The 25,053-nt window shown below is 63.6% G+C and carries 29 protein-coding genes and 1 pseudogene; 22 read left to right on the top strand and 8 right to left on the bottom strand.

Annotation, left to right across the window (positions count from 1 at the left end):
- Positions 1–113 precede the first annotated feature (113 nt).
- Positions 114–1,982 (top strand): molecular chaperone HtpG, encoded by a 1,869-nt coding sequence (gene htpG, locus CQ12_RS30250; protein WP_057838942.1) that lies wholly within the window; start codon positions 114–116, stop codon positions 1,980–1,982.
- 80 nt (positions 1,983–2,062) lie between these two features.
- Positions 2,063–3,217: a DUF3095 domain-containing protein gene (locus CQ12_RS30255; RefSeq protein WP_057838943.1), complete on the top strand. Its 1,155-nt coding sequence runs from the start codon at positions 2,063–2,065 to the stop codon at positions 3,215–3,217.
- A gap of 125 nt (positions 3,218–3,342) precedes the next feature.
- Here the strand turns inward: CQ12_RS30255 and CQ12_RS30260 are convergent, their stop codons facing one another.
- The 3 genes from CQ12_RS30260 to CQ12_RS30270 form a co-directional block, all read right to left on the bottom strand.
- The gene (locus CQ12_RS30260) at positions 3,343–3,786 is read right to left on the bottom strand and encodes a DUF2147 domain-containing protein (protein ID WP_057838944.1); all 444 of its coding nucleotides are present in this window, start codon (positions 3,784–3,786) and stop codon (positions 3,343–3,345) included.
- Between the two features lie 86 nt (positions 3,787–3,872).
- A complete protein-coding gene (locus CQ12_RS30265; protein WP_057838945.1) occupies positions 3,873–5,258 on the bottom strand; it encodes an MATE family efflux transporter in 1,386 nt (461 codons plus the stop codon).
- Positions 5,259–5,343: 85 nt separating this feature from the next.
- On the bottom strand, positions 5,344–5,883 hold the full coding sequence (locus CQ12_RS30270; RefSeq protein WP_057838946.1) for a GNAT family N-acetyltransferase: 540 nt from the start codon (positions 5,881–5,883) through the stop codon (positions 5,344–5,346).
- Positions 5,884–6,046: 163 nt separating this feature from the next.
- Here CQ12_RS30270 and CQ12_RS30275 point away from each other — a divergent pair, with 163 nt between their 5' ends.
- From CQ12_RS30275 to CQ12_RS44340, 6 genes are all read left to right on the top strand, one after another.
- Positions 6,047–6,649 carry a superoxide dismutase gene (locus tag CQ12_RS30275; protein ID WP_057838947.1) on the top strand — a complete coding sequence of 201 codons (603 nt, stop codon included), beginning with the start codon at positions 6,047–6,049 and terminating at the stop codon, positions 6,647–6,649.
- Positions 6,650–6,894: 245 nt separating this feature from the next.
- Positions 6,895–7,269, top strand: coding sequence for a fluoride efflux transporter CrcB (gene crcB, locus CQ12_RS30280; protein ID WP_057838948.1), 375 nt, complete (start codon positions 6,895–6,897; stop codon positions 7,267–7,269).
- Between the two features lie 148 nt (positions 7,270–7,417).
- The gene (locus CQ12_RS30285; RefSeq protein ID WP_057838949.1) at positions 7,418–8,014 is read left to right on the top strand and encodes a permease; all 597 of its coding nucleotides are present in this window, start codon (positions 7,418–7,420) and stop codon (positions 8,012–8,014) included.
- Positions 8,011–8,514, top strand: a complete 504-nt coding sequence (locus tag CQ12_RS30290; protein ID WP_057838950.1) for a hypothetical protein — start codon at positions 8,011–8,013, stop codon at positions 8,512–8,514. The genes CQ12_RS30285 and CQ12_RS30290 overlap by 4 nt, the downstream gene beginning before the upstream one ends.
- A 222-nt stretch (positions 8,515–8,736) precedes the next feature.
- Positions 8,737–9,075 carry a hypothetical protein gene (locus CQ12_RS30295; RefSeq protein ID WP_057839002.1) on the top strand — a complete coding sequence of 113 codons (339 nt, stop codon included), beginning with the start codon at positions 8,737–8,739 and terminating at the stop codon, positions 9,073–9,075.
- Positions 9,076–9,164: 89 nt separating this feature from the next.
- Positions 9,165–9,356: a hypothetical protein gene (locus CQ12_RS44340; RefSeq protein WP_157088577.1), complete on the top strand. Its 192-nt coding sequence runs from the start codon at positions 9,165–9,167 to the stop codon at positions 9,354–9,356.
- Between the two features lie 387 nt (positions 9,357–9,743).
- On the opposite strand, the gene CQ12_RS30300 is transcribed toward CQ12_RS44340, so the two are convergent.
- Positions 9,744–10,226, bottom strand: coding sequence for a hypothetical protein (locus CQ12_RS30300; RefSeq protein ID WP_057838951.1), 483 nt, complete (start codon positions 10,224–10,226; stop codon positions 9,744–9,746).
- 113 nt (positions 10,227–10,339) lie between these two features.
- On the opposite strand from CQ12_RS30300, the gene CQ12_RS30305 reads away from it, so the two are divergent.
- The 14 genes from CQ12_RS30305 to CQ12_RS30370 all read left to right on the top strand — a co-directional run bounded on the left by CQ12_RS30305 (position 10,340) and on the right by CQ12_RS30370 (position 22,284).
- Positions 10,340–10,531 carry a hypothetical protein gene (locus CQ12_RS30305; RefSeq protein WP_057838952.1) on the top strand — a complete coding sequence of 64 codons (192 nt, stop codon included), beginning with the start codon at positions 10,340–10,342 and terminating at the stop codon, positions 10,529–10,531.
- Between the two features lie 2 nt (positions 10,532–10,533).
- A complete protein-coding gene (locus CQ12_RS30310; protein WP_057838953.1) occupies positions 10,534–11,289 on the top strand; it encodes a metal ABC transporter ATP-binding protein in 756 nt (251 codons plus the stop codon).
- Entirely contained in the window at positions 11,289–12,158 is an 870-nt protein-coding gene (locus CQ12_RS30315) for a metal ABC transporter permease (RefSeq protein ID WP_057839003.1), read from the top strand. The genes CQ12_RS30310 and CQ12_RS30315 overlap by 1 nt, the downstream gene beginning before the upstream one ends.
- A gap of 2 nt (positions 12,159–12,160) precedes the next feature.
- A complete protein-coding gene (locus tag CQ12_RS30320; protein WP_057838954.1) occupies positions 12,161–13,030 on the top strand; it encodes a metal ABC transporter substrate-binding protein in 870 nt (289 codons plus the stop codon).
- Positions 13,031–13,081: 51 nt separating this feature from the next.
- A complete protein-coding gene (locus CQ12_RS30325) occupies positions 13,082–14,137 on the top strand; it encodes a CobW family GTP-binding protein (RefSeq protein WP_057838955.1) in 1,056 nt (351 codons plus the stop codon).
- Positions 14,137–15,153, top strand: coding sequence for a WD40 repeat domain-containing protein (locus CQ12_RS30330; RefSeq protein ID WP_057838956.1), 1,017 nt, complete (start codon positions 14,137–14,139; stop codon positions 15,151–15,153). Before CQ12_RS30325 ends, CQ12_RS30330 begins: the two co-directional genes overlap by 1 nt.
- Positions 15,154–15,241: 88 nt before the next feature.
- Complete coding sequence (locus tag CQ12_RS30335) at positions 15,242–15,580, top strand: hypothetical protein (RefSeq protein ID WP_057838957.1); 339 nt, start codon at positions 15,242–15,244, stop codon at positions 15,578–15,580.
- A 235-nt stretch (positions 15,581–15,815) separates the two neighbouring features.
- Positions 15,816–16,748 (top strand): dioxygenase family protein, encoded by a 933-nt coding sequence (locus CQ12_RS30340; protein ID WP_057838958.1) that lies wholly within the window; start codon positions 15,816–15,818, stop codon positions 16,746–16,748.
- A gap of 85 nt (positions 16,749–16,833) precedes the next feature.
- Positions 16,834–18,078, top strand: coding sequence for an amino acid ABC transporter substrate-binding protein (locus tag CQ12_RS30345; RefSeq protein WP_057838959.1), 1,245 nt, complete (start codon positions 16,834–16,836; stop codon positions 18,076–18,078).
- 51 nt (positions 18,079–18,129) lie between these two features.
- On the top strand, positions 18,130–18,996 hold the full coding sequence (locus CQ12_RS30350) for a branched-chain amino acid ABC transporter permease (RefSeq protein WP_245310240.1): 867 nt from the start codon (positions 18,130–18,132) through the stop codon (positions 18,994–18,996).
- Positions 18,993–19,958 (top strand): branched-chain amino acid ABC transporter permease, encoded by a 966-nt coding sequence (locus CQ12_RS30355; protein WP_057838961.1) that lies wholly within the window; start codon positions 18,993–18,995, stop codon positions 19,956–19,958. The genes CQ12_RS30350 and CQ12_RS30355 overlap by 4 nt, the downstream gene beginning before the upstream one ends.
- Positions 19,955–20,689 carry an ABC transporter ATP-binding protein gene (locus tag CQ12_RS30360; RefSeq protein WP_057838962.1) on the top strand — a complete coding sequence of 245 codons (735 nt, stop codon included), beginning with the start codon at positions 19,955–19,957 and terminating at the stop codon, positions 20,687–20,689. Before CQ12_RS30355 ends, CQ12_RS30360 begins: the two co-directional genes overlap by 4 nt.
- Positions 20,679–21,416, top strand: coding sequence for an ABC transporter ATP-binding protein (locus tag CQ12_RS30365; protein WP_057838963.1), 738 nt, complete (start codon positions 20,679–20,681; stop codon positions 21,414–21,416). The genes CQ12_RS30360 and CQ12_RS30365 overlap by 11 nt, the downstream gene beginning before the upstream one ends.
- Before the next feature lie 127 nt (positions 21,417–21,543).
- A complete protein-coding gene (locus tag CQ12_RS30370; RefSeq protein WP_057838964.1) occupies positions 21,544–22,284 on the top strand; it encodes an acetoacetate decarboxylase in 741 nt (246 codons plus the stop codon).
- A 21-nt stretch (positions 22,285–22,305) separates the two neighbouring features.
- Here CQ12_RS30370 and CQ12_RS30375 read toward each other — a convergent pair whose 3' ends face one another.
- The 4 genes and pseudogenes from CQ12_RS30375 to CQ12_RS46840 all read right to left on the bottom strand — a co-directional run.
- A complete protein-coding gene (locus CQ12_RS30375) occupies positions 22,306–22,533 on the bottom strand; it encodes a hypothetical protein (RefSeq protein WP_057838965.1) in 228 nt (75 codons plus the stop codon).
- A 203-nt stretch (positions 22,534–22,736) separates the two neighbouring features.
- Positions 22,737–24,179, bottom strand: a complete 1,443-nt coding sequence (locus CQ12_RS30380; protein WP_057838966.1) for a homospermidine synthase — start codon at positions 24,177–24,179, stop codon at positions 22,737–22,739.
- 48 nt (positions 24,180–24,227) lie between these two features.
- Positions 24,228–24,617 (bottom strand): RidA family protein, encoded by a 390-nt coding sequence (locus CQ12_RS30385; RefSeq protein ID WP_057838967.1) that lies wholly within the window; start codon positions 24,615–24,617, stop codon positions 24,228–24,230.
- 151 nt (positions 24,618–24,768) lie between these two features.
- Positions 24,769–25,053, bottom strand: a pseudogene (locus CQ12_RS46840) (GNAT family N-acetyltransferase); the annotation flags it as partial.

The raw sequence follows: 25,053 nt of genomic DNA on the forward strand, positions 1-25,053 counted from the left end.
GGTCCCTGGCGCTTGGTGGGCCGGTATCATGGCGCGTCGTCGTAAATCTTGCCACCGCAGATGGTATCGCTATATCAGGGCTTTCCTTTTGCCTTGTTCCCAGCGAGCCACGCATGACGACCACCACACCCCCCGAATCCCAGCCGTTCCAGGCCGAAGTCGCCGAACTTCTGAACCTGATGGTGCACTCGGTCTATTCGGAGACCGACATCTTCCTGCGCGAGCTGATTTCGAACGCGTCGGACGCCTGTGACAAGCTGCGTTATGAGGCGATATCGGCGCCCGAATTGATCGCCGACGGCGCGCTGCCCGAAATCCGCATCAGGCCGGACAAGAAGGCCAACACGCTTTCCGTTGTCGATAGCGGTATCGGCATGGATCGACAGGAACTGATCGACAATCTCGGCACCATCGCGCGCTCCGGCACAAAATCCTTTCTCTCCCGTCTGACCGAGGCTAAGGACGGCACCAATCTGATCGGCCAGTTCGGCGTCGGCTTCTATGCTGCCTTCATGGTCGCCGAGCGCATCGTCGTCACCAGCCGCCGCGCCGGTTCCGATCAGGTCTTCGTCTGGTCATCTTCCGGCGGCAGCGGATTTGAAATCGCGCAAGCCAGCGACGAAGATGCAACGCGTGTCACGCGCGGCACCGAGATCGTCCTGCATCTGAAGCAGGACGCATCGAAATATCTCGAGGGTTTCGAGATCGAGCGCATCGTCCGCGCCTGGTCCGACAACATCCAGTTTCCGATTCTGCTGATGCCGGAGGAGGGCGAGTCGCACCAGATCAATTCGGCCAGCGCGCTGTGGCAGCGGCCGAAATCTGAACTTACGCCGGAGGATTACAAGCAGGCCTACCAGCAGGTCGCAGGTGCCTTCGACGAGCCCGCGATGACGCTGCATTACCGGGCCGAAGGCCGGCAGTCCTATGCGGTGATGCTGTTCGCGCCGTCGACCAAGCCGTTCGACCTGTTCGACCAGGCCCGCAAGGGCAAGGTCAAGCTCTATGTCCGCCGCGTCTTCATCGCCGACGACGCCGATATCCTGCCGGCTTACTTGCGCTTCGTCCGCGGCGTGATCGACAGCGAGGATTTGCCGCTCAACATCTCCCGAGAGATGCTGCAGAACAATCCGCAGCTCGCGCAGATCCGCAAAGCCGTCACCGGCCGCGTGATATCGGAATTTGAAAATCTCGGCGAGAAAGAGCCGGAAGCGTTCGGCAAAATCTGGGACGCGTTCGGCCCGGTGATCAAGGAAGGCATCTGGGAGGATTTTGAGCGGCGAGAGAAGTTGCTGGGCCTGTCGCGCTTCACCACGACGAAAGGCGGGAACCGTTCGCTGAAGCAATATGTCGAGGACCTCAAGCCGAACCAGACCGACATCTATTACCTGACCGGCGACAGTGTTGAGCGGCTGAAGGCGAATCCGAAACTGGAGTCCGCCACCGCCCGCGGCATCGAGGTGCTGCTGCTGACCGATCCGGTCGACGCATTCTGGACCTCCGCGCCGCTCGATTTCGGCGGCAAGCCGCTGAAATCGCTGAGCCAGGGCGATATCGATTTCGCCCTGATCCCGCTATTGGATGACAAGGCGGAGGACAAGAAGGACGTTTCAGGCGCGGATGAAGCCACGACGATTGCGCTGATCAAGGATGCGCTCGGCGAGCGCGTCTCCGACGTGCGCGCCTCGCAGCGGCTGACGTCGAGCGCCTCATGCCTTGTTGCCGGCGGCGGCGCGCACGACCGTATGCTCGAGCGGCTGTTGGCGATGCAGAACAAGGCGCCCACCACCAGGCCGATCCTCGAGATCAACCTGCGCCATCCCCTGGTCGCGGCGATTGCCGGCGACAAGGATGCCGCCAAAGACCTGTCGTTCCTGCTGCTGGAGCAGGCGCAAATCCTCGACGGCGAACTGCCGGAAGACCCGGCCGCCTTTGCCAACCGGCTCACTCAGCTGGTGTTGCGGGGGATTGCCAAGGGGTAGGACGTTCTGCCGCGCCAACCGATTCCAGAATTGGCCGTATCTGCTAGAGACAGTGTTGAGAACCGGGGTACCTCGCACGCATGACGACGCCTGACGGCACCGATGTTTTCTACGGCGCTATCCCGGTCTTTCGCGGCTTCGGCAGCCTGATGGACCCGGCGATGTATGCGCCGCTGCCGGACGACTGGACGGTCGGCGTCGCCGATATCGTGGAATCGACCAAGGCGATCGCCAATCAGCGCTACAAGGCGGTCAACATGGCCGGCGCTGCGGTCATTGCCGCCGTCACCAATGCGCTCGACGGGCGCGAGTTTCCGTTCGTGTTCGGCGGCGATGGCGCCAGCTTTGCGGTGGCGCCCAGCGACCTCGCGCGCGCCCGCGAGGCGCTGGCGGCGACCGCGGCATGGGTCCAACAGGATCTCGATCTGGTGATGCGGGTGGCGCTGGTGCCGGTAAAGGACATCCGCGCGCAGGGTTTCGATATCAAGGTCGCCCGCTTCGGCCCGTCGGCCAACCTGTCCTACGCGATGTTTTCCGGTGGCGGGCTCGGCTGGGCCGATGCCGCGATGAAGCGGGGCGAGTTTGCCGTGCCGGCGGCGGAGCCGGGCACACAGCCTGATCTTTCCGGTCTATCGTGCCGGTTTGAGGAAATACCTTCTTCGCGGGGGCTCATTCTTTCCGTGCTGGTGGTGCCCACCAAAGCCGCCGATCCACTTCGCTTCCGAAAAGTGATCGAAGACATCATCCGCCTGGTCGAACGGTCGCCGGATGCCGGGCGGCCTGTGCCGCCGGGCGGGCCGCCGCTGCGCTGGCCGCCGGCCGGCGTGGAATATGAAGCGCGCGCCGCGCGTGGTGGTCCACTGTTGAAGCGGCGCACCGTGGTGCTGGCGGTGACGCTATGGGCCTATGTCGTGATGCGCTTCGGCATCAAGGTCGGCAACTTCGTGCCGAAGAATTACGTGCAGCAGGTGGTGGAGAATTCCGACTTCCGCAAATATGACGACGGCCTGCGGATGATCCTCGATTGTACGGTGGAGCTGGAACGCGAACTCGCAGCGCTTCTGGCCAAGGCCGCGTCGGAGCGGATCGTGCGCTACGGCCTGCACCGGCAGGACGCCGCGATGATGACCTGCTTCACACCCTCGGTGATGCGCAGCGATCACGTCCATTTCATCGACGGCGCCCGCGGCGGCTATGCCTCGGCGGCGACCGCGCTGAAGGCAATGGCGGCGTGATCCGTACGGTGGGCAAAGCGAAGCTGCGTAGGGTGGGCAAAGCGAAGCGTGCCCACCATCTGTCCAGATCGCTGCTTGAAATGGTGGGTACACTGCGCTTTGCCCACCCCACAAATTGATCGATGCTACCGTCCGACCCGGGTCCAGTTCTCGCCGCCGCAGATCGCGCCGACGCAGCCCTCGACGCGCAACGTATCCGGACCTGCAACCGAAACGCTGCTCGCATAAGTGCCGCCGTCATCGGCGTTGTAGATCTGACCCGACCACTTATTGGCCGCGACGGGCTGCATACCGCTGAACAGCGGCAGGCCGATCATCGGTCGTCTTTTCAGCGCCGGATTGGGGTTCTTGTCATCGACCTGCGGCTTGCCGGTGGCGGGATCGATCGGCTCTTTCAGCCCGACGATTGTGCCGCAGAGGCCGCCACCGCATTTGCTGACCTTCACCCGCGCGTCGCCGGCCTGGGTCTGCCAAACGCCTGTGGGATCACTGGCGCCTTGCGCGAAGGCTGATGGTGCGATCAGCAATGCCGCCGAGATCGCGATGATGAACGCCGTTCTGCAAGCCATGAATGATTCCCTCGGAAAAGCAGGCCTGCATAGCAACAAATCAGATTCGTGCAACGTCGGATTGAGTGCAATTTTTCGTGGAGTATTCACTTTCCCCAGCGCGTGAGACGAACCGAGAGCGCGGTAGTGAGGCCGAACACCACCATCGCGCCGCCGACCAGCGCGAACAGCGTCCAGGCGGGTGCGCCGGAGGAGGCCAGCCACCAGCCACCGACCGCGACCAGCAACAGGCGCAGCGTCCCGGCCAGCACCGGCCCACCGACCCTGGCGGCGCCTTGCGAGGAGAAATAGAGACACACGCCGAGGCCGAAAAAGCCGAATCCCGGACCGGCCCAGGCGAAATAGGCGTTGGCGGCCGCCGTCACGCCGGGATCGCTGGTGAACAGCGACACCCACAGCATCGGCTTGATCGCGACGATCAGGCCGACGAAGCCAACCGTGAGGAAGGCGGCCGCGCCCGCCGTCCACGCCACCCTTCGTGCGCGTGCGACAAGCCCTGCGCCCATCGCCATGCCGATCATCGGAACCGAGGCGACGCCGAACGCAAAGGTGATCGGAATCAGCAGGAATTCCAGCCGCGATCCCATGCCATAGCCGGCCAGCGTCTCGGTCCCGAAGCCGGCGAGAATCTTGGTGAAGATCAGGATGGTCAGCACGCTCTGCAGCGGCGACAGGCACGCGATGGCGCCGACCTTGAGAATGTCGATGAACATGTCGCGTTGGAAGGTGAAGGATTTGACGCGCAGGATCAGCCGGCTGCGGCCGCTGAAGAGATACCACGCCAGAAAGGCAGCGCCGAGCGTGAAGGCTGCGAACTGGCCGGCGGCGACGCCGCGCATGCCGAATTGCGGCAGGCCGAACAGCCCAAGGCCCAGGGCGCCGCCGACCGCGACCTGGATGACGGCGACGCCGATCAGCGCGGCCGATGGAATCCGCATGTCGCCGGTGCCGCGCACCACGGAGGCCAGCGTGTTGACCAGCCAGATCGCGATCGCGCCGGAGAACAGCACGTGCGAATACTGCATGGCCTGTTCGAGCACGCCGCCGCGCCCGCCGAGCATCGTGTAAAACGTGCGCCCGAAGGCCAGCATCGTCACTGTAAAGATCAGTCCGGCGCAGGCGCCGATCATCGCCGCATGAAGCGCCAGCGTCGCCGCGCGGTCGCGATCGCCCGCGCCGAGCGCGCGGCTGATGGCAGAGGTAACGCCGCCGCCCATCGCGCCTGCCGACATCATCTGCGTCAGCATCGCGAAGGGAAACACCAGCGCGATGCCGGCGAGCGGCTCGGTGCCGAGCCGGCCGATATAGGAGGTCTCGGCGACCGCGACCAGCGTCGTGCCGGCCATCGCGATTCCGTTGGGAAGCGCGAGCTTCAACAGCGTCGGCAGGATCGGCGAAGTGAGGAGCGCATTGGCCGGCGTGGATGGAACGGCCGCAGCGGGGCGCATGTCGAGGGGGGCGTCCATGGTCATGCGTCACGTCATCCAAATTCAATAGATTACGGATGACATATTATCTGGTCGATGTGCCGAAAGCCAACCCGCGCCGTTGCAGGGGTCACCACGGCAGGCCGCATAGGTCGATTATTCCATCGCGCGGCTTGCGCGTGAAATCGAACACATATGGCGCCATCGCTTGGAAGCGAATTCTTCCCTCCGGCTGCTCGGCATAGACCTCGCCCTTGAACGCATGCCAGCCGCGCGCTTCATAGAACGCTTCATTATGCGGTTCGCAGAACAGCAGTGCGAACCGCACCGCCTCGTGGTCGCGCAGGGTTCTTATCGCGGCGTTCAGCGCCAGCGAGGCATAGCCGCGCCCGCGGCAATCCTGTCGGGTCGAAACGCCGCCGATGCCCCCGATCTGGACCTTGCGGCCGTCCCAGGTGGCGGTACGGAAATAGACGCCGACATGGCAGGCGAGCCCGGGCTGGGCTGCATCCTCCGGCGCGTCGATCAGCACGCGCAGGTCGGCATCGGCCCATTTGACGTGGCCCCAGGACAATTTTTCGATCGTCTCGCGCGGCCAGACCGCCTGCATCAGCGGTTCGGCCCGCTTCCAGGAGGAATCCCCGTTCAGGACGTCGATTTCGATGCTCATGTCATTCCCTCGTCGCGGCGCCCATGTCCGTCATACGCAGGGCGCGGAGGGGCGTTACGCAGGACCCCTCCCGTTTTGTCAAAATGCGGTGTTTAAGACCGATGGAACCTTCTATAAGGGGTTCCGTTAGACCACGTTCTCCCATCAGTTCGGACATCACCCCATGACCTTCACGCTGCCCAATCTTCCTTATTCCCATGACGCCCTTGCACCCCACATGTCCAAGGAAACGCTGGAATACCACCACGACAAGCATCACCAGGCTTACGTGACCAACGGAAACAACGCGATCAAGGGGACTGAATTCGAAGGCAAGTCCCTGGAGGAGATCGTCAAGGGTTCGTTCGGCAAGAATCCGGCCGTGTTCAACAATGCCGGCCAGCACTACAATCATCTGCATTTCTGGAACTGGATGAAGCCGAATGGCGGCGGCAGCAAGCTGCCCGGCCGACTGGAAAAGAAGATCACCGAGGACCTCGGCGGTCTCGAAAAGTTCAAGGCCGATTTCGCCGCTGCTGGCGTCGGCCAGTTCGGTTCCGGCTGGTGCTGGCTGTCGGTCAAGAACGGCAAGCTCGAAATATCCAAGACTGCAAACGGCGAAAGCCCGCTGGTCCATGGCGCCACGCCGATCCTCGGCTGCGACGTCTGGGAGCACTCCTACTACATCGATTATCGCAACCGCCGCCCCGACTATCTTAAGGCGTTCTGCGATCATCTGATCAACTGGGACTATGTCGACGAGCTGTACGGCAAGGCCGGCGCTTAAGCCGGATCAAGGCCGTTGACGCCGTCATTGCGAGCGCAGCGAAGCAATCCACCTATCCGTTATGCCGAGATATGGATTGCTTCGTCGCTTCGCTCCTCGCAATGACGTGAGTGCGTTTCTTCAGGGCGGTAGCTGCGGCTGCCGCCCTTTTTCGTTGGCGACTATGCCTTCCGATCCTTGCACAGATCGCGGGCGTGCGGCACAAGCGGGGGCCGGGTGACTTCGTGACGTGGAAAATTGCTGCGATGAGCTATTTGCTGGTCTTTGTCGGTGGCGGCCTTGGCGCGACGCTGCGCCATCTCATCAACGTCACCTGCGCCCGCTGCATGGGCACCGGCTTTCCCTGGGGCACCTTCATCATCAACATCACGGGCTCGACCGTGATGGGGCTGATCGCGGGCTATCTCGCCTTCAAGGGCGAGGCCTCGCAGCCCTGGCGGCTGTTCCTGATGACCGGCATCCTCGGCGGCTACACCACGTTCTCGGCCTATTCGCTCGATGCGGCGCTGCTCTATGAGCGCGGCGAACTCACGCTGGCGGCGCTCTACGTGATCGGCTCCGTCGTGCTCTCGATCGCCGGGATGTTTGCCGGCCTCGCGCTGGTGCGCCAGTTCGCCTGAACCGATCGTCCGTACGAACACGGGCTGCGTGACGTGCCCGCATGGGCATGCCTGAGAAGCGCATGGGTATCGTGCGAGCTTCCGTTTGCGTCGTCACATCAGCGGGACTAAGCAGGGTGAACGAGCATCCCCCGCCCACACGAATGCCTTGTCAGAACCTCCGACAACAGATCCGGCGCCAGCCGATGACGCCGAGCCGAAGCCACGGCGTGCCCGCAAGCCGGTCGGCTGGTCGATGATCGTGATCGGCGCGCTCGTCGCGGTTTGCGCGGCGATCGTCTGGCGGCGCGACGGCATCGATGGTGTGCTCAATATCCTCACGCACGATCTCTGGCTGTTCGGCGAAATCATCCCGCGCGTGCTGGCCGGCTGCCTGCTCGGCACCTTCATCGCGGAAATTCTGCCGCACGAAAAAGTCTCGCGCTCGCTCGGGCCGGAATCGGGCCTGAAGGGCTTGCTGATCGGAACCGCGTTCGGCGCGATCCTGCCCGGCGGCCCCTTCACCGCCTATCCGGTGGCCGCGGCGCTGCTCACCGTCGGCGCCGATTTCGGCGCCACTATCGCCATGGTGGTGAGCTGGACGCTGATCGGTTACGGCCGCGCGGTCGCCTGGGAATTGCCGATCCTCGGTACCGAGTTCACGCTCTGGCGCGCGGTGATCTCGCTGCCGATTCCAGTATTGGCAGGCTGGCTCGGCCGCTTCGTGTATGTGCGGATGTATCCGAAGGGAGAGCCGTCCGAATGACGCTCTCCGCGCTGATCATCGACGTCACGCTGTGGGGCTCGGTTGCCATTCTCGGCTTTATGGCCTGGCGGCGCGGCCGCGTCGTCCTGGTGTCGTCGGTGCGCGAAGGCTCGATGGATTTCATCAACATCGTGCCGCGCATTGCGCTCGGCGTGATCGGCTCGGGCTATATCGCCGCCGTCATCCCGCCGGAAGTCATCACCGGTTGGCTCGGCCCCGACAGCGGCTGGTTCGGCGTCTTGACGGCGGTGATTGCCGGCGCGGCAACGCCCGGCGGCCCGGTGGTCGGCTTCTCGATCGGCGCGGTGGCGCTGAAGGTCGGCGGCGGCACGCCGCAGGTGATCGCCTATGTCGTCGCCTGGGCGCTGTTCGCCTTCCAGCGCATGATCCTCTGGGAAATCCCGTTCATGCCGGCGAAGTTCGTCTGGTTTCGCGCGGCGGTGTCGGTGCCATTTCCGTTTCTCGCAGCAGCGATCGCGATGGTGATCGGGAAGCCGTGAGCGGTAGGGCCGCTCGCGAGGCGGTCCGCAAAGGGCGGCAGTCCAAAGTTTGCGCGTCCGCGGGGCAGAGGTCCTGCCGCATGACTTGATCTGGCGAAGCGCTACCTCCCGCACCCGCGGCCATGGCACCAATCGAACGACCGGGACGCTTGATCTATGTCAAGTGCAGCTCAACCGGGAAAAGCACGATTGAAGCCGCGGGGATTAGCAATGGAGAAGAGCATGAAAATGACTTTGAGAACCGTTGCAGTTGCGGCGTCGACGTTCGCATGTGCGGCATTGTTTTCGCCTGGCTGGTCCGAGCAAGGCGGCGTGTCCCTGTCGATCGGCAAGGCCGAGGCGCAGAAGCGGGTCTATATCACACGTGGTTACGCCGTGAACGCGGCCTATGTCGAGCCGGGCTCCTGGTATGCCGTTAGGGCCTACTATTTCGGTGGCCCCTGGAGTGGTCTTGGGTACAGCTACAGTGGCTGGCCTGACTATGCGGCGCGCAATGGCATTGGTTGCACGCCCGGTACCGCGATCAAGGGCGGGGACAGCATAATGTACAACTGCCAGTAGGAATTATTTTATTGAGAGCGTGGGGCCAGGTCGCGGTTATTGGCGACCCGGCCCAACGCATGCGCTGTTCAGCCATAGCCAACGCACGGGTGACCGCGACTATTTCTGCTGCAGGCGTAACACGCACGGCCGATCCGTCACGCCGCCTCATCTCGACCTATCGGTACCTGACCCGTCTCGGTGACAACCACGTTATCGCAACGCAGGACGAGGACCGTGAGAAGCCTATCGACGATCGCCGCATTATTGCTGTTGTTGGTGGTGGGATGTTCTCGTTTTGACGAGGCAAAGGAACGTGACGGTTGCCAAAAAGCACACCCGAGCGATCAGGTCGCGGCGGAAAAATGCCTGGAAGCATCTGTCCTTGAATGGGAAAAAGCCCACGCGTGGCTTCCTCGAATCACACATCGGCGACCCCAGATGCCCTAGGGGCCGGGGGTAGGTGATCGCGGCCCCGGAACTCTTTCCGTACCTCAATCGTTAACAATTCATGAAAGCCGTGGGCGCCGCATTCGTTGCCGTGTTCGTGTTGTGGGTGGTTGACGTCAACTTTAACGGCAGCCGATACACCAATGTTATCGTGCAGATGATCCGGCCGGCTGCCTCATCGATCGGCATTCGGTTTTAAGGCGGCCGCGAAATTAGCGCTCAAGCCGCAGTGAATGTCTTCAGTTGGGCTGCAGTGCGCGCCCGCCGGCGAGCATCGTCTTCGCAGCAATCCAGATCCCGAGCACGGCGAGCCACGCCGCACATATCATCGCCAGCGGATGAGACGGGGCACCTGTCGCTGGCCACAATGCCCAAAGCCAATACGCTTGTGCAATTCCGGGCAGCAGGAACGTCGCGACCATGCCAGGGACGCTCGCGGCGGGCGCCATCACGAGCATGCCCAGATGGATCGTTGGGGTGAGTAGGATCAGCAGGAATTCGGAAATCGCGCGGAGCGATTGCCAGTTCAGCCCCTGCAGGGAATGCGTGAGCGTGTAGGCGCCGGTGAAGATGATGAGCCCGGCGAGCAGGCCTTCCGGCTTGTAGTGGTAAATCGCGAGGCCGCCCATGCCGAGCGCCAGCGCATCGATCAGCCATTCGCGCAGGCTGTAGCCGCGCGCGGGATCAGCAGAAGGTTTCGCTGGGGTGGCGTTCTCGGTCATCACGCGGAATTGGTCGCTTCCGTCGGCTGCCGCGTTCAAGTAGCCGGGACGGGGTCTGCCTACGGCCGCTCCGGCGCATAGACTCCCGTAATGTTATAATATAACGTTCTCCGATGCCTCACGCCCATCCCCACGACCACACCCATCACCACCACGGCCACGCCCATTCTCACGGCCCGGCGACGCCGCATCCGGCGCAGGCCGCGCCGTGGTCGATCCTGCGGATGACGGTCGTGACCCGGCTCGCCGCGGCGTTTGCTGTCTCGGCCGCCCTGTGGGCCGTCGTGCTGCTGGCGATGAGGTGAGCATGGCCGTGGAGATCAAATTCCGGAACGTCACGCTCGGCTATGACCGCCACCCGGCGGTGCACCATCTCAATGGCGAGGTGGCGTCGGGCGCGCTGCTGGCCGTGATCGGGCCGAACGGCGCCGGCAAGTCGACGCTGTTGCGCGGGCTCGCCGGAATTCTGAAGCCGCTGTCGGGATCGATCGATCTCGGTGGCCTTAATGTCAGGGACATCGCCTATCTGCCGCAAAGCGTCGACATCGATCGCAGCTTCCCGATCTCGGTGTTCGATTTCGTAGGCAGCGGGCTGTGGCGTTCGACCGGCCCGTTCGGCGGCATCGGCAAGGCCGCGCGCGAGAAGATTTTGGCGGCGCTTGCCGCCGTTGGGCTCAACGGTTTTGAAAACCGCTCGATCGGCACGCTGTCGGGCGGGCAGATGCAGCGCATGCTGTTTGCGCGGGTGCTGCTGCAGGATGCGCGGCTGATCGTTCTGGACGAACCGTTCAACGCCATCGACGCCAAGACGTCGGCGGACCTGATCGCGCTGGTCGGGCGCTGGCATGGCGAGGGGCGCACCGTACTGGCGGCGCTGCATGATCTCGAGATGGTGCGAAGCCACTTCCCCGAAACCCTGCTGCTGGCGCGCGGGCCGGTCGCGTGGGGGCCGACCGCCGAGGCGCTGACGCCGGAAAACCTGCTGGTGGCGATGAAGATGTGCGAAGCCTTCGACGACAGCGCCGCGGCGTGCGCCGCCGATATGCCGTCGCGAGCGGCCTGATGCTGTACGACGCGCTGTTCGCGCCCTTCCTCGAATTCGAGTTCATGCGCCGCGCGCTCGCCGCCGTGACGGCGCTGGCGCTTGGCGCGGCGCCGATCGGCGTGTTCCTGATGCTGCGGCGGATGAGCCTCGTCGGCGACGCCATGGCGCATGCGATCCTGCCGGGCGCTGCGATCGGCTTCCTCGTCTCCGGGCTCAATCTGTTCGCGATGACGACGGGCGGATTGATCGCGGGCTTTACGGTCGCGCTGCTCGCCGGCCTCGTCGCGCGCAACACCGAGCTGAAAGAAGACGCCTCGCTTGCGACCTTCTATCTGGTGTCGCTGGCGCTCGGCGTCACCATTGTCTCCATCAAGGGCACCAATATCGACCTGCTGCACGTGCTGTTCGGCAACATCCTCGCGATGGACGACCAGACGCTGCTCGTCATCGCCTTCAACGCCACCATTACGCTTTTGGTGATGGCGGTGATCTACCGTCCCCTGGTGATCGAATGCGTCGATCCCGTGTTTTTGCGCACCGTCTCTCGCGCCGGCGCGCCGGCGCATCTGGCGTTCCTGGCGCTGGTCGTCATCAACCTCGTCAACGGCTTTCACGCGCTCGGCACACTGCTCGGCGTCGGCCTGATGATCCTGCCCGCCGGCATCGCCCGCTTCTGGTCGCGCGACATCACCGGCATGATCTGCATCGCGGTCGCAAGCGCCATTGTTTCCGGCTATGCCGGGCTGGTGTTGTCGTTTCAGACCAAGATCCCCTCAGGGCCGGCGATCATACTGGTCGCTGCGGTGCTCTATGTGGTCTCGCTGTTGTTCGGCCCCGTCAGCGGGCTGGTGCGGCAGATGTTCCCCGGCCGTCATCTCGAGGCATAGTCATGATGCGGCTCTGGTTCATCGCTCTCGTCTTGATCGCGGCTGTCGGCCCGGCGCGCGCTGCGGATCGTCTCAACGTCGTCGCCAGTTTCTCGATCCTCGGGGATTTCGTCCGCAATGTCGCCGGTGATCGTGTCGCCGTCACGACGCTGGTCGGACCCGATGGCGATGCGCATGTCTATACGCCGACGCCGGTGGACGCCAAGAGGATGGCGGATGCCAAGCTTGTCTTCGTCAATGGTCTTGGATTCGAGGGCTGGATGTCGCGGCTGGCGAAGTCCGCCGGCAGCAAGGCTGATATCGTGACCGCAACGACGGGGATCACGCCGCTCAAGCTCGGCTCGCATGCCGATCCGCACGCCTGGCAGTCCGTTGCCAATGCGAAGATCTACGTCGCCAATATCCGCGACGCGCTGGTGGCCGCCGATTCCGCCAATGCCGAAACCTTCAAGAGCAATGCGAATGCCTATCTGGCGCAACTCGACGCGCTCGACCGCGAGGTGCGCGAGGCGGTGGCGAAAATTCCGGAAGGCCGCCGCAAGGTGATCTCGACCCACGACGCCTTCGGGTATTTTGCGAGCGCCTATGGCATCGAATTCATCGCGCCGCTCGGCGTCTCGACCGAATCGGAGGCCAGCGCCCGCGACGTCGCGCGGATCATCACCCAGATCCGGTCCGCCAAAATACCGGCAGTTTTTATGGAAAACATCACGGACCCCCGCCTGATGGGCCGGATCTCGGCCGAGACCGGGGCCAGGGTCGGCGGAACGCTCTATTCCGACAGTCTGACGGGCGAAAAGGGCGATTCTCCCACTTACATTGAGATGGTCAGGCACAATATAAAGGCCCTGACCAGCGCGCTGAGCCAATAGGGCAGGGGCCTCCCTGCTGCCGGTGCGCTACAATTCCGCTCCGGAGCTATTATGTCTGAATTGTCCTCCCAAAAAATTCCAGTGACCGTGCTGACGGGTTATCTCGGCGCCGGCAAGACCACGCTGCTCAACCGCATCCTGTCGGAAAACCACGGCAAAAAATACGCCGTCATCGTCAACGAATTCGGCGAGATCGGCATCGACAACGACCTCATCATCGGCGCCGACGAGGAAGTGTTCGAGATGAACAATGGCTGCGTCTGCTGCACCGTGCGCGGCGACCTCGTCCGCATCATGGACGGGCTGATGAAGCGCAAGGGCAAGTTCGACGCCATCATCGTCGAGACCACGGGCCTTGCCGATCCCGCGCCGGTGGCGCAGACTTTCTTCGTCGACGAGGACGTGCAGAAGAACGCGCGGCTCGATGCGGTGGTGACGGTGGCCGACGCGAAATGGCTGAGCGATCGTCTCAAGGATGCGCCGGAAGCCAAGAACCAGATCGCCTTTGCCGACGTCATCGTACTGAACAAGACCGATCTCGTCTCCAAGCCGGAGCTCGCGGAAGTCGAGGCGCGAATTCGCGGCATCAATCCGTATGCAAAACTGCACCGCACCGAGCGCTGCAAGGTGGCGCTGGCGGATGTGCTGGAGCGCGGCGCGTTCGATCTCGATCGCATTCTGGAGATCGAGCCGGAATTCCTCGATGCCGGTGACGATCACCACCACCATGACCACGATCATCATCACGGCCATGACCATCACCACGATCACGGCCATAGCCATGGCGGCTTGAAGCACTATCACGACGAGGACATGCAATCCCTGTCGCTACGGTCGGACAAGCCGCTCGACCCGACATTATTCATGCCGTGGCTGCAAAACCTCGTCGCCACCGAGGGGCAGAAGATCCTGCGCTCGAAAGGCATCCTCGCCTTCACCGACGATGACGACCGCTATGTGTTCCAGGGCGTGCACATGATGCTGGAAGGCGATCATCAGCGGAAGTGGAAGGAAGGCGAGCCGCGCGAAAGCCGCGTCGTCTTCATCGGCCGCGAATTGCCGGAGAAGGCGATCCGCGACGGCTTTGAAGCCTGTATCGTCGCGTGATGACACAGTTCGACCCGGGCGAAAGGCCCTCCATCGCTTCCCTTACCGACCAGGTGCGGCGGCTCGCCATCGGCGTACCCGCAACCGCGGTGCATTTCCTCGGCGACACCGCAGTGTTCGTTGGCGCCGAGGAAAACGCAGCCCTGGTGAATCAAGCGGGCGAAGTCTCGACCGTTGCCATCCATGGCGGCGCCATCCTCTGCATGGCATCCGATAGCAAGCGCATCGTCACCGGCGGTGACGACGGCAAGGTCGTCGCATTGAACGCCAAGGGCGAGACGTCGGTGCTCGCGACCGACGCCAAGCGGCGCTGGATCGACAATGTCGCGCTGCATCCCGATGGCGCGGTGGCCTGGTCGGCTGCGAAGACGGCGTTCGTCCGCAGCGGCAAGGGCGAGGAGAAAAACTTCGATGCGCCCTCGACCGTCGGCGGGCTGGCGTTCGCACCGAAGGGTCTGCGCGTCGCAATCGCCCATTACAACGGCGTGACGCTGTGGTTTCCCAACATGGCGGCGAAGCCGGAATTTCTGGAATGGGCCGGCTCGCATCTGGCCGTCACCTTCAGTCCCGACAACAAATTCCTGGTCACCGCGATGCATGAGCCGGCGCTGCACGGCTGGCGGCTTGCGGACAACAGGCACATGCGGATGAGCGGCTATCCCGGCCGCGTGCGCTCGATGTCGTGGAGCACGGGCGGCAAGGGGCTTGCGACCTCCGGCGCGGACACCGTGATCATCTGGCCGTTCACCAGCAAGGACGGCCCGATGGGCAAGGAGCCCGCGATGCTGGCGCCGCTGCAGGCGCGCGTCTCCATGGTCGCCTGTCATCCGAAGCAGGACATCATGGCCGCAGGCTATAGCGACGGCACCGTGCTGATCATCCGGCTCGAGGACGGCGCGGAGATTCTGGTGCGCCGCAATGGCAGCGCAGCGGTCTCGGCGCTGGCCTGGAACGCGAAGGGCACGCTATTGGCGTTCGGCACCGAGGACGGCGACGCCGGGATGCTGGAGTTCTAGGCGAAGGGCCGATTGCTGCGCCAGTTCCCCGCGGAACCATGCGCCGTGCCGGCCGTTGAATCCGCGAACAATTCGTGGATCGAATGACATGCCGGCCGATGACCGCCAACGCGAATACCGAAGGGATATGCTGGTCGCATCCATGCTGATTGCGGCGGGCCTCGTCATGTCAGCGGTGTCGCTGACCGAGATCAGGGCCGGTGATCCCGAGCGAATCGCGCAGGCGACGCCGCCGACGCAATCGACGCCAGGCGCGGAAACCAAGCCGACCGGGCCGCCACCCGAACCACCCACGACCGGTCAACGCCCATCGGACACTCCGCCGCAGCCGGCCCGTCCCGATCCGGACGCGCAGAAGTCGGGCGCCCAGCCCGCGCTGCCGCCCGCGCCGGCGGAGAAGGTTGCGCCGCCGATCCGCGAGAAGTGATCCCACTTCCGTTGCATTGATTGTGCAATTGCAAAATCGTGGGCCGCCAAAGCTGTGGCGCGCTTGCTGACGCATTCCTGAGCAGCCATGTGACCCCGTTCCCTCGTATCAATTGGTAGGAGGGGACGCAGGCACCGCCTTCGAACGCCTTGTGTTGATCCCCAACAAGCGGTTAGGCTTGCTGCAACAAACAGCCGGCAGGTCGAAAAACAGCCGGTAAGTCAGGGAGTGACGCATGCGTGAGTTAACGCCTGATACGATCACGGATGCCGTGCTCGACCAGATGGCGACAACACCGGACCCACGCCTCAAGACGATCATGGCGTCGGCGGTCAAACACCTCCATGCCTTCGCCCGCGAGGTCAATCTGACGCCGGCGGAATGGATCAAGGGCATCGAATTCATGACCGCCGCCGGCAAGATGTGTTCGCCGGAACGGCAGGAATTCATCCTGCTATCAGACACGCTCGGCCTCTCCGCGCTCGTCAATGGCCTGCATGACGCCACCGCCCTGGAGGAAGCCACCAATACCAGCCTGCTCGGCCCGTTTTATCGCGAGGCCACGCCGACGCTCACGGCCGGGAGTTCGATCGCCAAGAACCCGAAGCCCGGCAGCGAATGCGTGCTGTATGGCCGCGTTACCGATGCCACCGGCAAGCCGGTCGGCAACGCCACGGTCTCGATCTGGCAGACCGGCGCCGACGGCCTCTACGATATCCAGGCTAGCGCGACCTCGGTCGATTACCGCGGCGTGTTCAGCACCGATGCGGACGGCGTCTATGTGCTGCGCACGGTCAAGCCGCTCGGCTATTCGATCCCGATGGACGGCCCCGTCGGCACCATGGTCAAGGCACAGGCGCGGCATGGCATGCGGCCGGCGCATATTCATTTCCTGGTCGGCGCCGCCGGCTATCGCGAACTCGTCACCGCGCTCTATCTGCGCGACGATCCCCATCTGGCCGATGACGTCGTGTTCGGCTCGTCGGGCGATCTCGCCGTCGACGTGATCGCCAACGATCCGGATTGCCCCATCAAGGGCATGCCGAGCATCCGCTTCGACATGCGGCTGTCTCGCGAAAGCGAGGCCGACAAGACCAGCGGGCGGGTCGGCGCCGATCCATCGGCAATCATGAAACAGGCCAAAGGTGAACCCGCCCCGGCCGGCTAGTCCTGACCTGACACAACTCCACTTCACCGCAGCCGGGCGAAGATCCGGCGGAAGCAGAACGACAACGGTACATAAGGGGGAATTGATGAAACGCAGAACTTTCCTGGGCGGCGCCATGGCTGTCGCGGTGGTTGGGCACGGTTCGAGCGCTCTTGCCCAGCAGCCGCCGATCAAGATCGGCATGTCGATGCCGCAGACCGGCGGCCTCGCCGGCGGTGGCAAGGCGTCGCTGCTCGGCATCGAGATCTGGCGCGATGACATCAACGCCAAGGGTGGCCTGCTCGGCCGCAAGGTCGAACTGGTCGTCTATGACGACAAGTCGAGCGCCTCGGAGACGCCGGCGATCTACGCCAAGCTGGTCGACGTCGACAAGGTCGACCTCCTGTTCGCCCCCTATGCGACGGTGCCGACCGCCCCGATCATGCCGTTCGTCAAGCAGCGCGGCCTGTTGCTGATGGGCAATTTCTCGTTCCAGGTAAACAGCAAGGTCGGCCACGACATGTGGTTCAACAATGCGCCCTGGGGGCCGGCGGATAGCTGGGCGGCCTCGTTCCTCGATCTGGCGCAGAAGGCCGGCGGCAAGAACATGGCGCTGCTGACGGCGGATCAGGAATTCGCGCAGAACCTCGCACTCACCGCGCGGGACGTCGCCAAGAAGCGCAACATCCCCGTCGTCTTCGACCAGGTCTATCCGCCGAACACCGTGGAATTCGCCTCCATCATCCGCGCACTCAAGGCTGCCAAGCCCGACATCGTCTATGTCGCGTCCTATCCGCCTGACTCCGCCGGTATCCTGCGCGCCGTGAACGAGATCGGGATCGGCGACGACGTCAAGATTTTCGGTGGCGGCATGGTCGGCCTGCAGTTCGCCGCCGTGATGTCGAACCTCGGCTCGCTGCTCAACGGCGTCGTCAACTACAATACGTGGCTGCCGGAAAAGAGCATGTATTTCGACGGCACCAAGGAATTTTTCGACAAGTACACCAAACGGGCCATCGAGGCCAAGGTCGATCCGCTCGGCTACTATCTGGCGCCGTTCGGCTATGCGATGGGCGAGATGGTCGCAGCTGCGGTCAATTCCACCAAATCGCTCGACCAGAAGGGCATCGCCAAATATCTGCGCGAGAACGAGCACAAGACCATCGTCGGGCCGATTGCGTTCGCAGCCGATGGCGAGCGCAAGGAAACCGCGACGCTGCAGGCGCAATTCCGGGGCGTGAAGGACAAGGATATCGAACAGTTCCGGTCCTCCGGCAAGCAGGTGATCCTGTTCCCCGACAAGCTGAAGACGGGTGATCTCATCAGTCCCTTCGAGGCCGCACGCAAGTAGGCCTCGTGGCTTTTCCGGCTCGGAGCCAGAGGGGGATCTGAATTGTTTTCGATGGACCTGCTGCTTGGCGCAGTGGTGCTCGGGGTGCTGCTCGGCTGCTTCTACGCAGCCGTCAGCGTCGGCCTGTCGGTTTCGTTCGGGCTGCTCGACGTTCCCCATGTCGCGCATCCGGCGTTCCTGGTGCTCGCCTCCTATGGCGTGTACCAGCTCAACGACAGCTACGACCTCGATCCGTTGCTGGCGGGCCTCGCCATCACGCCGCTGCTCTTCCTGTTCGGGCTCTTGGCCTACCGTGTCTACTACGAGACGTTCGAGAAGCGCGGCAGTGATGCCGGCGTTCGCGGTATCGCGTTCTTCTTCGGCATCGCCTTCATCATCGAGGTCCTGATCATCCTGCAGTTCGGCGTCGACCAGCGCTCGGTCACGGCGAACTATATCGGCAAGTCCTGGCGGTTCGGCGAGTTTCGGGTCCCGATCCGGCAGCTTGTCGCGTTCGCGGTGGCGCTCGCGCTGACGGTGGTGCTGGCGGTCTATTTGTCGAAAACCTTCATGGGACGCGCGATCCGTGCGGTGGCGCAGGACGAGGAGGCACTGCGGCTGATGGGCGCCAATCCGGTCCGCATCAAGCAGTTTGCCTTCGGCATCGCTACCGCCGTGCTCGGGATCGCCGGCGCGTTGCTGATCATCGTCGCTCCGGTCGAGCCGACGCTTGACCGCGCCTATATCGGGCGCACCTTCTGTGTCGTGGTGATGGCCGGGCTCGGCAGCATCAGCGGCACGCTGATCGCCGCCATCATTCTCGGCGTCGCCGAGTCCATCGTGCTGACGATGTTTGGCGCCTCCTGGGCGCCGGCGATCTCGTTCGCCATGCTGCTCGGCGTGCTCGCCGTCCGCCCGCAAGGTCTGCTCGGCCGATGAACAAGCGCAGCCACAGCATCGCATTCTGGGCCGGCGTGGCCGTCTTCCTCGTCGCCGTGCTGTCGATGACCCAGATCGTCCGCAACGAATATCCGTTCTTCGCCGGCTACGTCATCCTGCAGTTCATCGCGCTGGCGGTGGCCTGGACCATCCTCGGCGGCTATGCCGGCTACGTCAATTTCGGCACCAACGCCTTTTTCGGCGTCGGCGTCTACACGGCGGTCGCTTTGTTCAAGGCGACGGGAGCGCCGCTCGTGGTGCAGATCGCCGCTGCCGCCGTCGTCGGCATGCTGCTCGGCTTCGGCGTCGGCTTGCTGACGTTGCGGATGCGCGGCATCTTCTTCTCGATTGCGACGATTGCGCTTGCGATCATCATCGAGACCTTTGTGATGAACTGGCGCTTCGTCGGCGGTGCGGCCGGCATCCAGTTGCAGCGGCCGCCGGTGATGGCGCCGTTCGACTCTTACGTGAAGATGCTGTTCTTCGTGCAGGCCATCCTGGTGGTCATTGCCGTCGGAATCGCGCGCTACATCCAGAATTCCCGGATGGGCCGCGGTCTGCAGGCGCTTCGGGATGATGAACTCGCTGCCGAATGCACGGGTGTGCCGACCTTGAAGCTCAAGCTGGTGGCCTGCATGATCTCGGGCGCACTGATGTCGGCTGTCGGCGCGCCGGCCGCCATGTATCTGCAGTACGCCGACCCGTCCTCCGCATTCAATCTCACTTATTCCGTCTCGGCGCTTGCCATGTCGCTGATCGGCGGTACCGCGCACTGGATCGGCCCGGTGCTCGGTGCCATCCTGCTAGGCTCGACGCAGCAATTCCTTGCCGTGACCATCTCCTCGGAAGTCAACGTGCTGGTGCTCGGCATCATGCTGGTGCTGTTCGTGGTCGGCGCGCCCAAGGGCATCATCGGGCTGTTGCGGCCGCGCTACCGTCTGCGCGCGGGAGGCAAGCAATGACGATAGCCGCGCCCGACGCGCCCTTGCTGCAGGTGGGAACGCTCACCAAGACCTTTGGCGGCTTCACCGCGCTCGACAATATCAGTGTCGACATCAGGAAAGGCGAACGCTTCGGCCTGATCGGTCCCAACGGCTCGGGCAAGACCACGCTGATCAACTGCATCTCCGGCGCGCTGAAGCCGCAGGCCGGCAGCGTGGTGTTCTGCGGTGAGGACATCACCCAGTTGTCGCCGCATCTGCGCGCACGCCGCGGCATCGCCCGCAGCTTCCAGATCCCGCGCCCCTTCAAGAGCATGACGGTGCTCGAAAACCTCATGGTCGGGCTCGATTTCGCCGCTGCCGGCTCTGCCGCGGCGGAGGAGGAAATCGCGATGTCGATCCTGACGCGGATGGGACTCGCAGCCAAGGCCATGGCCCCGAGCGACACGCTGAGCCAGGTCGAACTGCGCAAGATGGAGCTCGCCCGCGCCATGGCGGTGCGGCCAAAACTCCTGATTTCCGACGAGGCGATGGCGGGGCTGTCCTCCTCGGAGGTCGATGAGGTGCTCGACCTCCTGATCAGCCTCGGCGAGGAAGACATCACCATCATCATGATCGAGCACATCATGCAGGCGGTGATGCGCTTTTCTGAACGGGTGATGTGCCTCGATGCCGGCAAGATCATCGCGCTCGGCGAGCCGGCCGAGGTGATGGCCAACAAGCGGGTGCAGGAGGCCTATCTTGGCACTTAGCCTTGCCATCGAAGGTCTCGATGCCGGCTACGGCGCCGTCAAGGCGCTGCGCGGCGTCACGCTTCACGTCGAGGCCGGTGAGACCGTGGCGTTGCTGGGCACCAACGGCAACGGCAAGAGCACCCTGATGAAATGCGTCATGGGCCTGGTCCGCCCGGACCGCGGCCGGCTGGCGCTGTCGATCGACGGTGTGGCGCATGACCTGACAAAACTCTCGCCCGAGGCGATCGTCGATCTCGGTGTGGCGCTGGTACCGGAGGGGCGACGGCTGTTTCCCAAGCTGACGGTGACGGAAAACCTGATGCTTGGGGCTTTCAGGAAAATGGCGCGCAGCGCGATTCAGCAGAATCTCGCGCTCGTGTTCGAGACCTTTCCGGTGCTGAAGGAGCGGCGCAGCCAGCTTGCCGGCACCATGTCCGGAGGACAGCAGCAGATGCTGGCGATCGCGCGGGCGCTGATGTCCTCGCCGCGACTGCTCCTGATCGACGAGCCCTCGGTCGGGCTGTCGCCGCTACTGGTGTCGCAGACCATTTCCAAGATCGGCGAGCTCAAGCAGCGCGTGGGATTGACCGTGCTGATGGCGGAGCAGAATTTCAACCAGGCGATCCGGATCGCGGACCGCGGCTACATCATCGTCCATGGCGAGATCGCGGTCGCCGCGCAGTCGGTCGACGAGTTGAAGGCCAACGACATCGTCAAGCGGCTCTATCTCGGCGGCGTCGCCTGAGAGGGATGACGGTATCGTGACTGGCGGTGGCCGTCGCCTGCCGATTTTACAGTCTCGCCTGTCGTCATCCCAGGCCTCATAATCCCTCCATCGTGCGATTGCGCGCGAAGCACAGATGAGGGCAGCCATGAAGATCGATGACGTCAGGCGAACCGCCTATTCGATGCCGCTGACCAACCCGTCGTTTCCGCCGGGGCCGTACCGTTTCTTCAACCGCGAATTTTTCGTCATCACCTATCGCACCGACCCCGAGGCGCTTGCCGCTGTTGTGCCCGAGCCGCTCGAGGTCGCGGACGCCGTCGTCAAATACGAATTCATCCGCATGCCCGACTCGACCGGCTTCGGCGATTACACCGAGACGGGCCAGGTCATCCCGGTCCGCTTCAAGGGCGAAGAGGGCATCTACGTTCATTCGATGTATCTGGACGACGAAGGGCCGATCGCCGGCGGCCGCGAACTCTGGGGCTTTCCCAAGAAACTGGCAAAGCCGAAAATCGCCGTCGAGAGCGACGTGCTGGTCGGCACGCTGCATTACGGCTCGGTGCTGTGCGCCTCCGCCACCATGGGCTACAAGCACCGCCCGGTCGATCACGACGCGGTGCTCAAGGGGATGAAGGCGCCGAACTTTATGCTCAAGATCATCCCGCATGTCGACGGCACCCCGCGGATCTGCGAACTGGTGCGCTATTATCTGGAAGACATCACGCTGAAGGAGGCCTGGACCGGCCCCGGGGCGCTCGGCCTGTTCCCGCATGCACTCGCCGATGTCGCCCGGCTGCCGGTGCGCGAAGTGGTCTCCGCGCTGCATTTCAAGGCCGATCTGACGCTGGGACTGGGAACGGTCGCGTTCGATTACATGGCGAGGTGACCTGCCGCTATCGGCCCGCGATCACTGCGCGCCCCTGAGCGTGCAGGCGGTCGAACAGGTCGTCACCACGCCGCGCTCGCAGGCGATGCACACGGCGACGCACTGCTTCTTGTCCTTGGGATTGTACTGGCTGTAGAGCTTGCGCGCGCAATTGTCGATCGAGCCCGTGACGTCAGCATGGCTGCTGCTCTCGGGCGTGCACGCGGCCAAGGCTGCGGCTGACAGGACGATGACAAAGATGACGCGCATATCGGGTGCTCCAACCGGAGCCGTCGCGCGTATCAAGCGGCGACGGCCCTGGGCCCTCGCAAGGATTCATCCTTAAGGATTGCGCGATTGAATTAATCGAGTGTTACAGGGAATTAGAGTTCTCGTGGGTAGTTCTACGCCGGTCGGGCCGGGGCAGGGGATGTGCGCTGCAGCGGGAACTGCAGCGCGCACGGGTCGCGCCGTTACCGCACCAGGATGTTCCTGAACTGCCAGGGATCCGACGTGTCGATGTCTTCCGGGAACAAGCCCGGACGGTCGGTGAGCGGCGTCCAGTCGGTGTAGTAGCCCTTCACCGGACCGAGATACGGCATCTGGATTTCCAGCAGACGATCGAAATCCATCTCGTCGGCCTCGACGATGCCTTCGTTCGGGTTTTCCAGCGCCCACACCATGCCGCCGAGCACGGCGGAGGTCACCTGCAGGCCGGTGGCGTTCTGATAGGGCGCGAGTTTGCGGGTCTCTTCGATGGAGAGCTGCGAGCCATACCAGTAGGCATTGTTGTCATGGCCGAACAGCAGCACGCCGAGTTCGTCGATGCCATCGACGATTTCGTTCTCATCGAGGATGTGGTGCTTTTCCTGCATCTTCGCGGCACGGCCGAACATTTCATGCAGCGACAGCACGGCATCGTCAGCCGGATGATAGGCATAGTGGCAGGTCGGACGATAGATCACCTTGCCCGATGCGTCACGCGCCGTGAAGTAATCGGCGATCGAGATCGACTCGTTGTGGGTGACGAGAAAGCCATACTGCGCGCCGCGGGTCGGACACCAGGTGCGCACGCGCGTATTGGCGCCGGGCTGCATCAGATAGATGGCGGCGCCGCAACCAGCTTCGTGGGTACGCGCATTCTCGGGCATCCATTTTTCATGGGTGCCCCAACCGAGTTCGGACGGCTGCACGCCTTCCGACAGGAAACCTTCCACCGACCAGGTGTTGACGAAGACATCAGGCTCTTTCGGCGATTTGGAGCGCTGGGTGTCGCGTTCGGCGATGTGGATGCCCTTGACGCCGGCCTGCCGCATCAAGTCCGCCCATTCGGCCTTGGTCTTCGGCTTGGGGGCATTGAGCTTCAGGTCGGCGGCGACATTGAGCAGCGCCTGCTTGACGAAAAAGGAGACCATGCCGGGATTGGCGCCGCAGCAGGAGACGGCCGTCGTCGAGCCGGCGGGGCGCGCCTTCTTGGCGGCCAGCGTCACTTCGCGAAGGGCGTAGTTGGAGCGCGCTTCCGGGCCCTTCGACGAATCGAAATAGAAGCCAAGCCAGGGCTCGTTGACGGTGTCGATATAAAGCGCGCCGAGTTCGTTGCAGAGCTCCATGATGTCGGTGGAGCCGGTATCGACCGAGAGATTGACGCAAAAACCCTGGCCGCCGCCTTCGGTGAGCAGCGGGGTCAGCAAGTCGCGATAATTGTCCTTGGTCACGCCCTGCTGGATGAATCTTACATTGTGCTTCTCGCAATGTGCCTTGCGGCCCTCGTCCTTCGGATCGATCACGGTGACGCGCGACTTGTCATAATCGAGATGCCGCTCGATCAGCGGCAACGTGCCTTTGCCGATGGAGCCGAAGCCGACCATGACGATGGGACCGGTAATCTTCGCGTAGATCTGCGAGGCGGGGCTCATGGGATGGTTTCTCCGGAACGTGCTGGTAGACAAATGGTGAGGGGTGGCTCAGGCGGTGCGGCGCTTCGCGGTCACTTCGATCTCGATCTTCATCTCGGGCTTGTAGAGTCCTGCGACGACGAGAAGGGTTGTGGCCGGGCGGATCTCGCCGAAGACTTCGCCGCAGACTGCGAAGAACGCATCCGCATCCGCGAGGTCGGTGATGTAGTAGGTCGCGCGGACGATATCGTCCATCGCGAAGCCGCCTTCCTTCAGCGCAGCCTCGATGCTCTTAAAGCAGTTACGTGCCTGGCTTGTGACATCGGCCGGGATGACCATGGTCGTATAGTCGTAGCCGGTGGTGCCGGCGACGAAGGCGAAATCACCATCGATGACGGCGCGGCTGTAACCGGCGATCTTTTCGAAAGGCGAGCCGGTGGAGATCAGGCGACGGGGCATCGGAACCTCGTTCGTGGGAAGGACTGGATCCGGGACGGGTTTGGCGCGGTTTAAGGGCTTTTGCCCGGCGCGCGCAACCCCTTGCGGGGCTACCGGGAGGGACTGACAACATTGGAGGCCGGGGACGCGGAGCCGCCCCAGCGGCGCACCATCAAGCCGCGCGCGGCACGAGCAGCGCCTTCCTGGCGCGGCCTGCCCTGGGTTTGGGCAGCCGCGCACCGGTCGCGGTGATCATACCCCAGGCGCCGTCGAGCACGCCGTCGCAAAACTCGAGGCCCAGCAGCCGCTCGCGCTCGAACGCGCCCGGCAGCGACAGCTCGCCGGTTTTGGCGGCCGAGAAGCCGAAGCGGGCGTAATAGGGCGCATCGCCCAGCAGGATAACCGCGCGATGGCCACGCGCCTTCGCCGCCGCGAGCGCGTGGTCCATCAACGCAGC

It is taken from the genome of Bradyrhizobium jicamae (assembly GCF_001440395.1).
In the GTDB taxonomy this organism is placed as follows: domain Bacteria; phylum Pseudomonadota; class Alphaproteobacteria; order Rhizobiales; family Xanthobacteraceae; genus Bradyrhizobium; species Bradyrhizobium jicamae.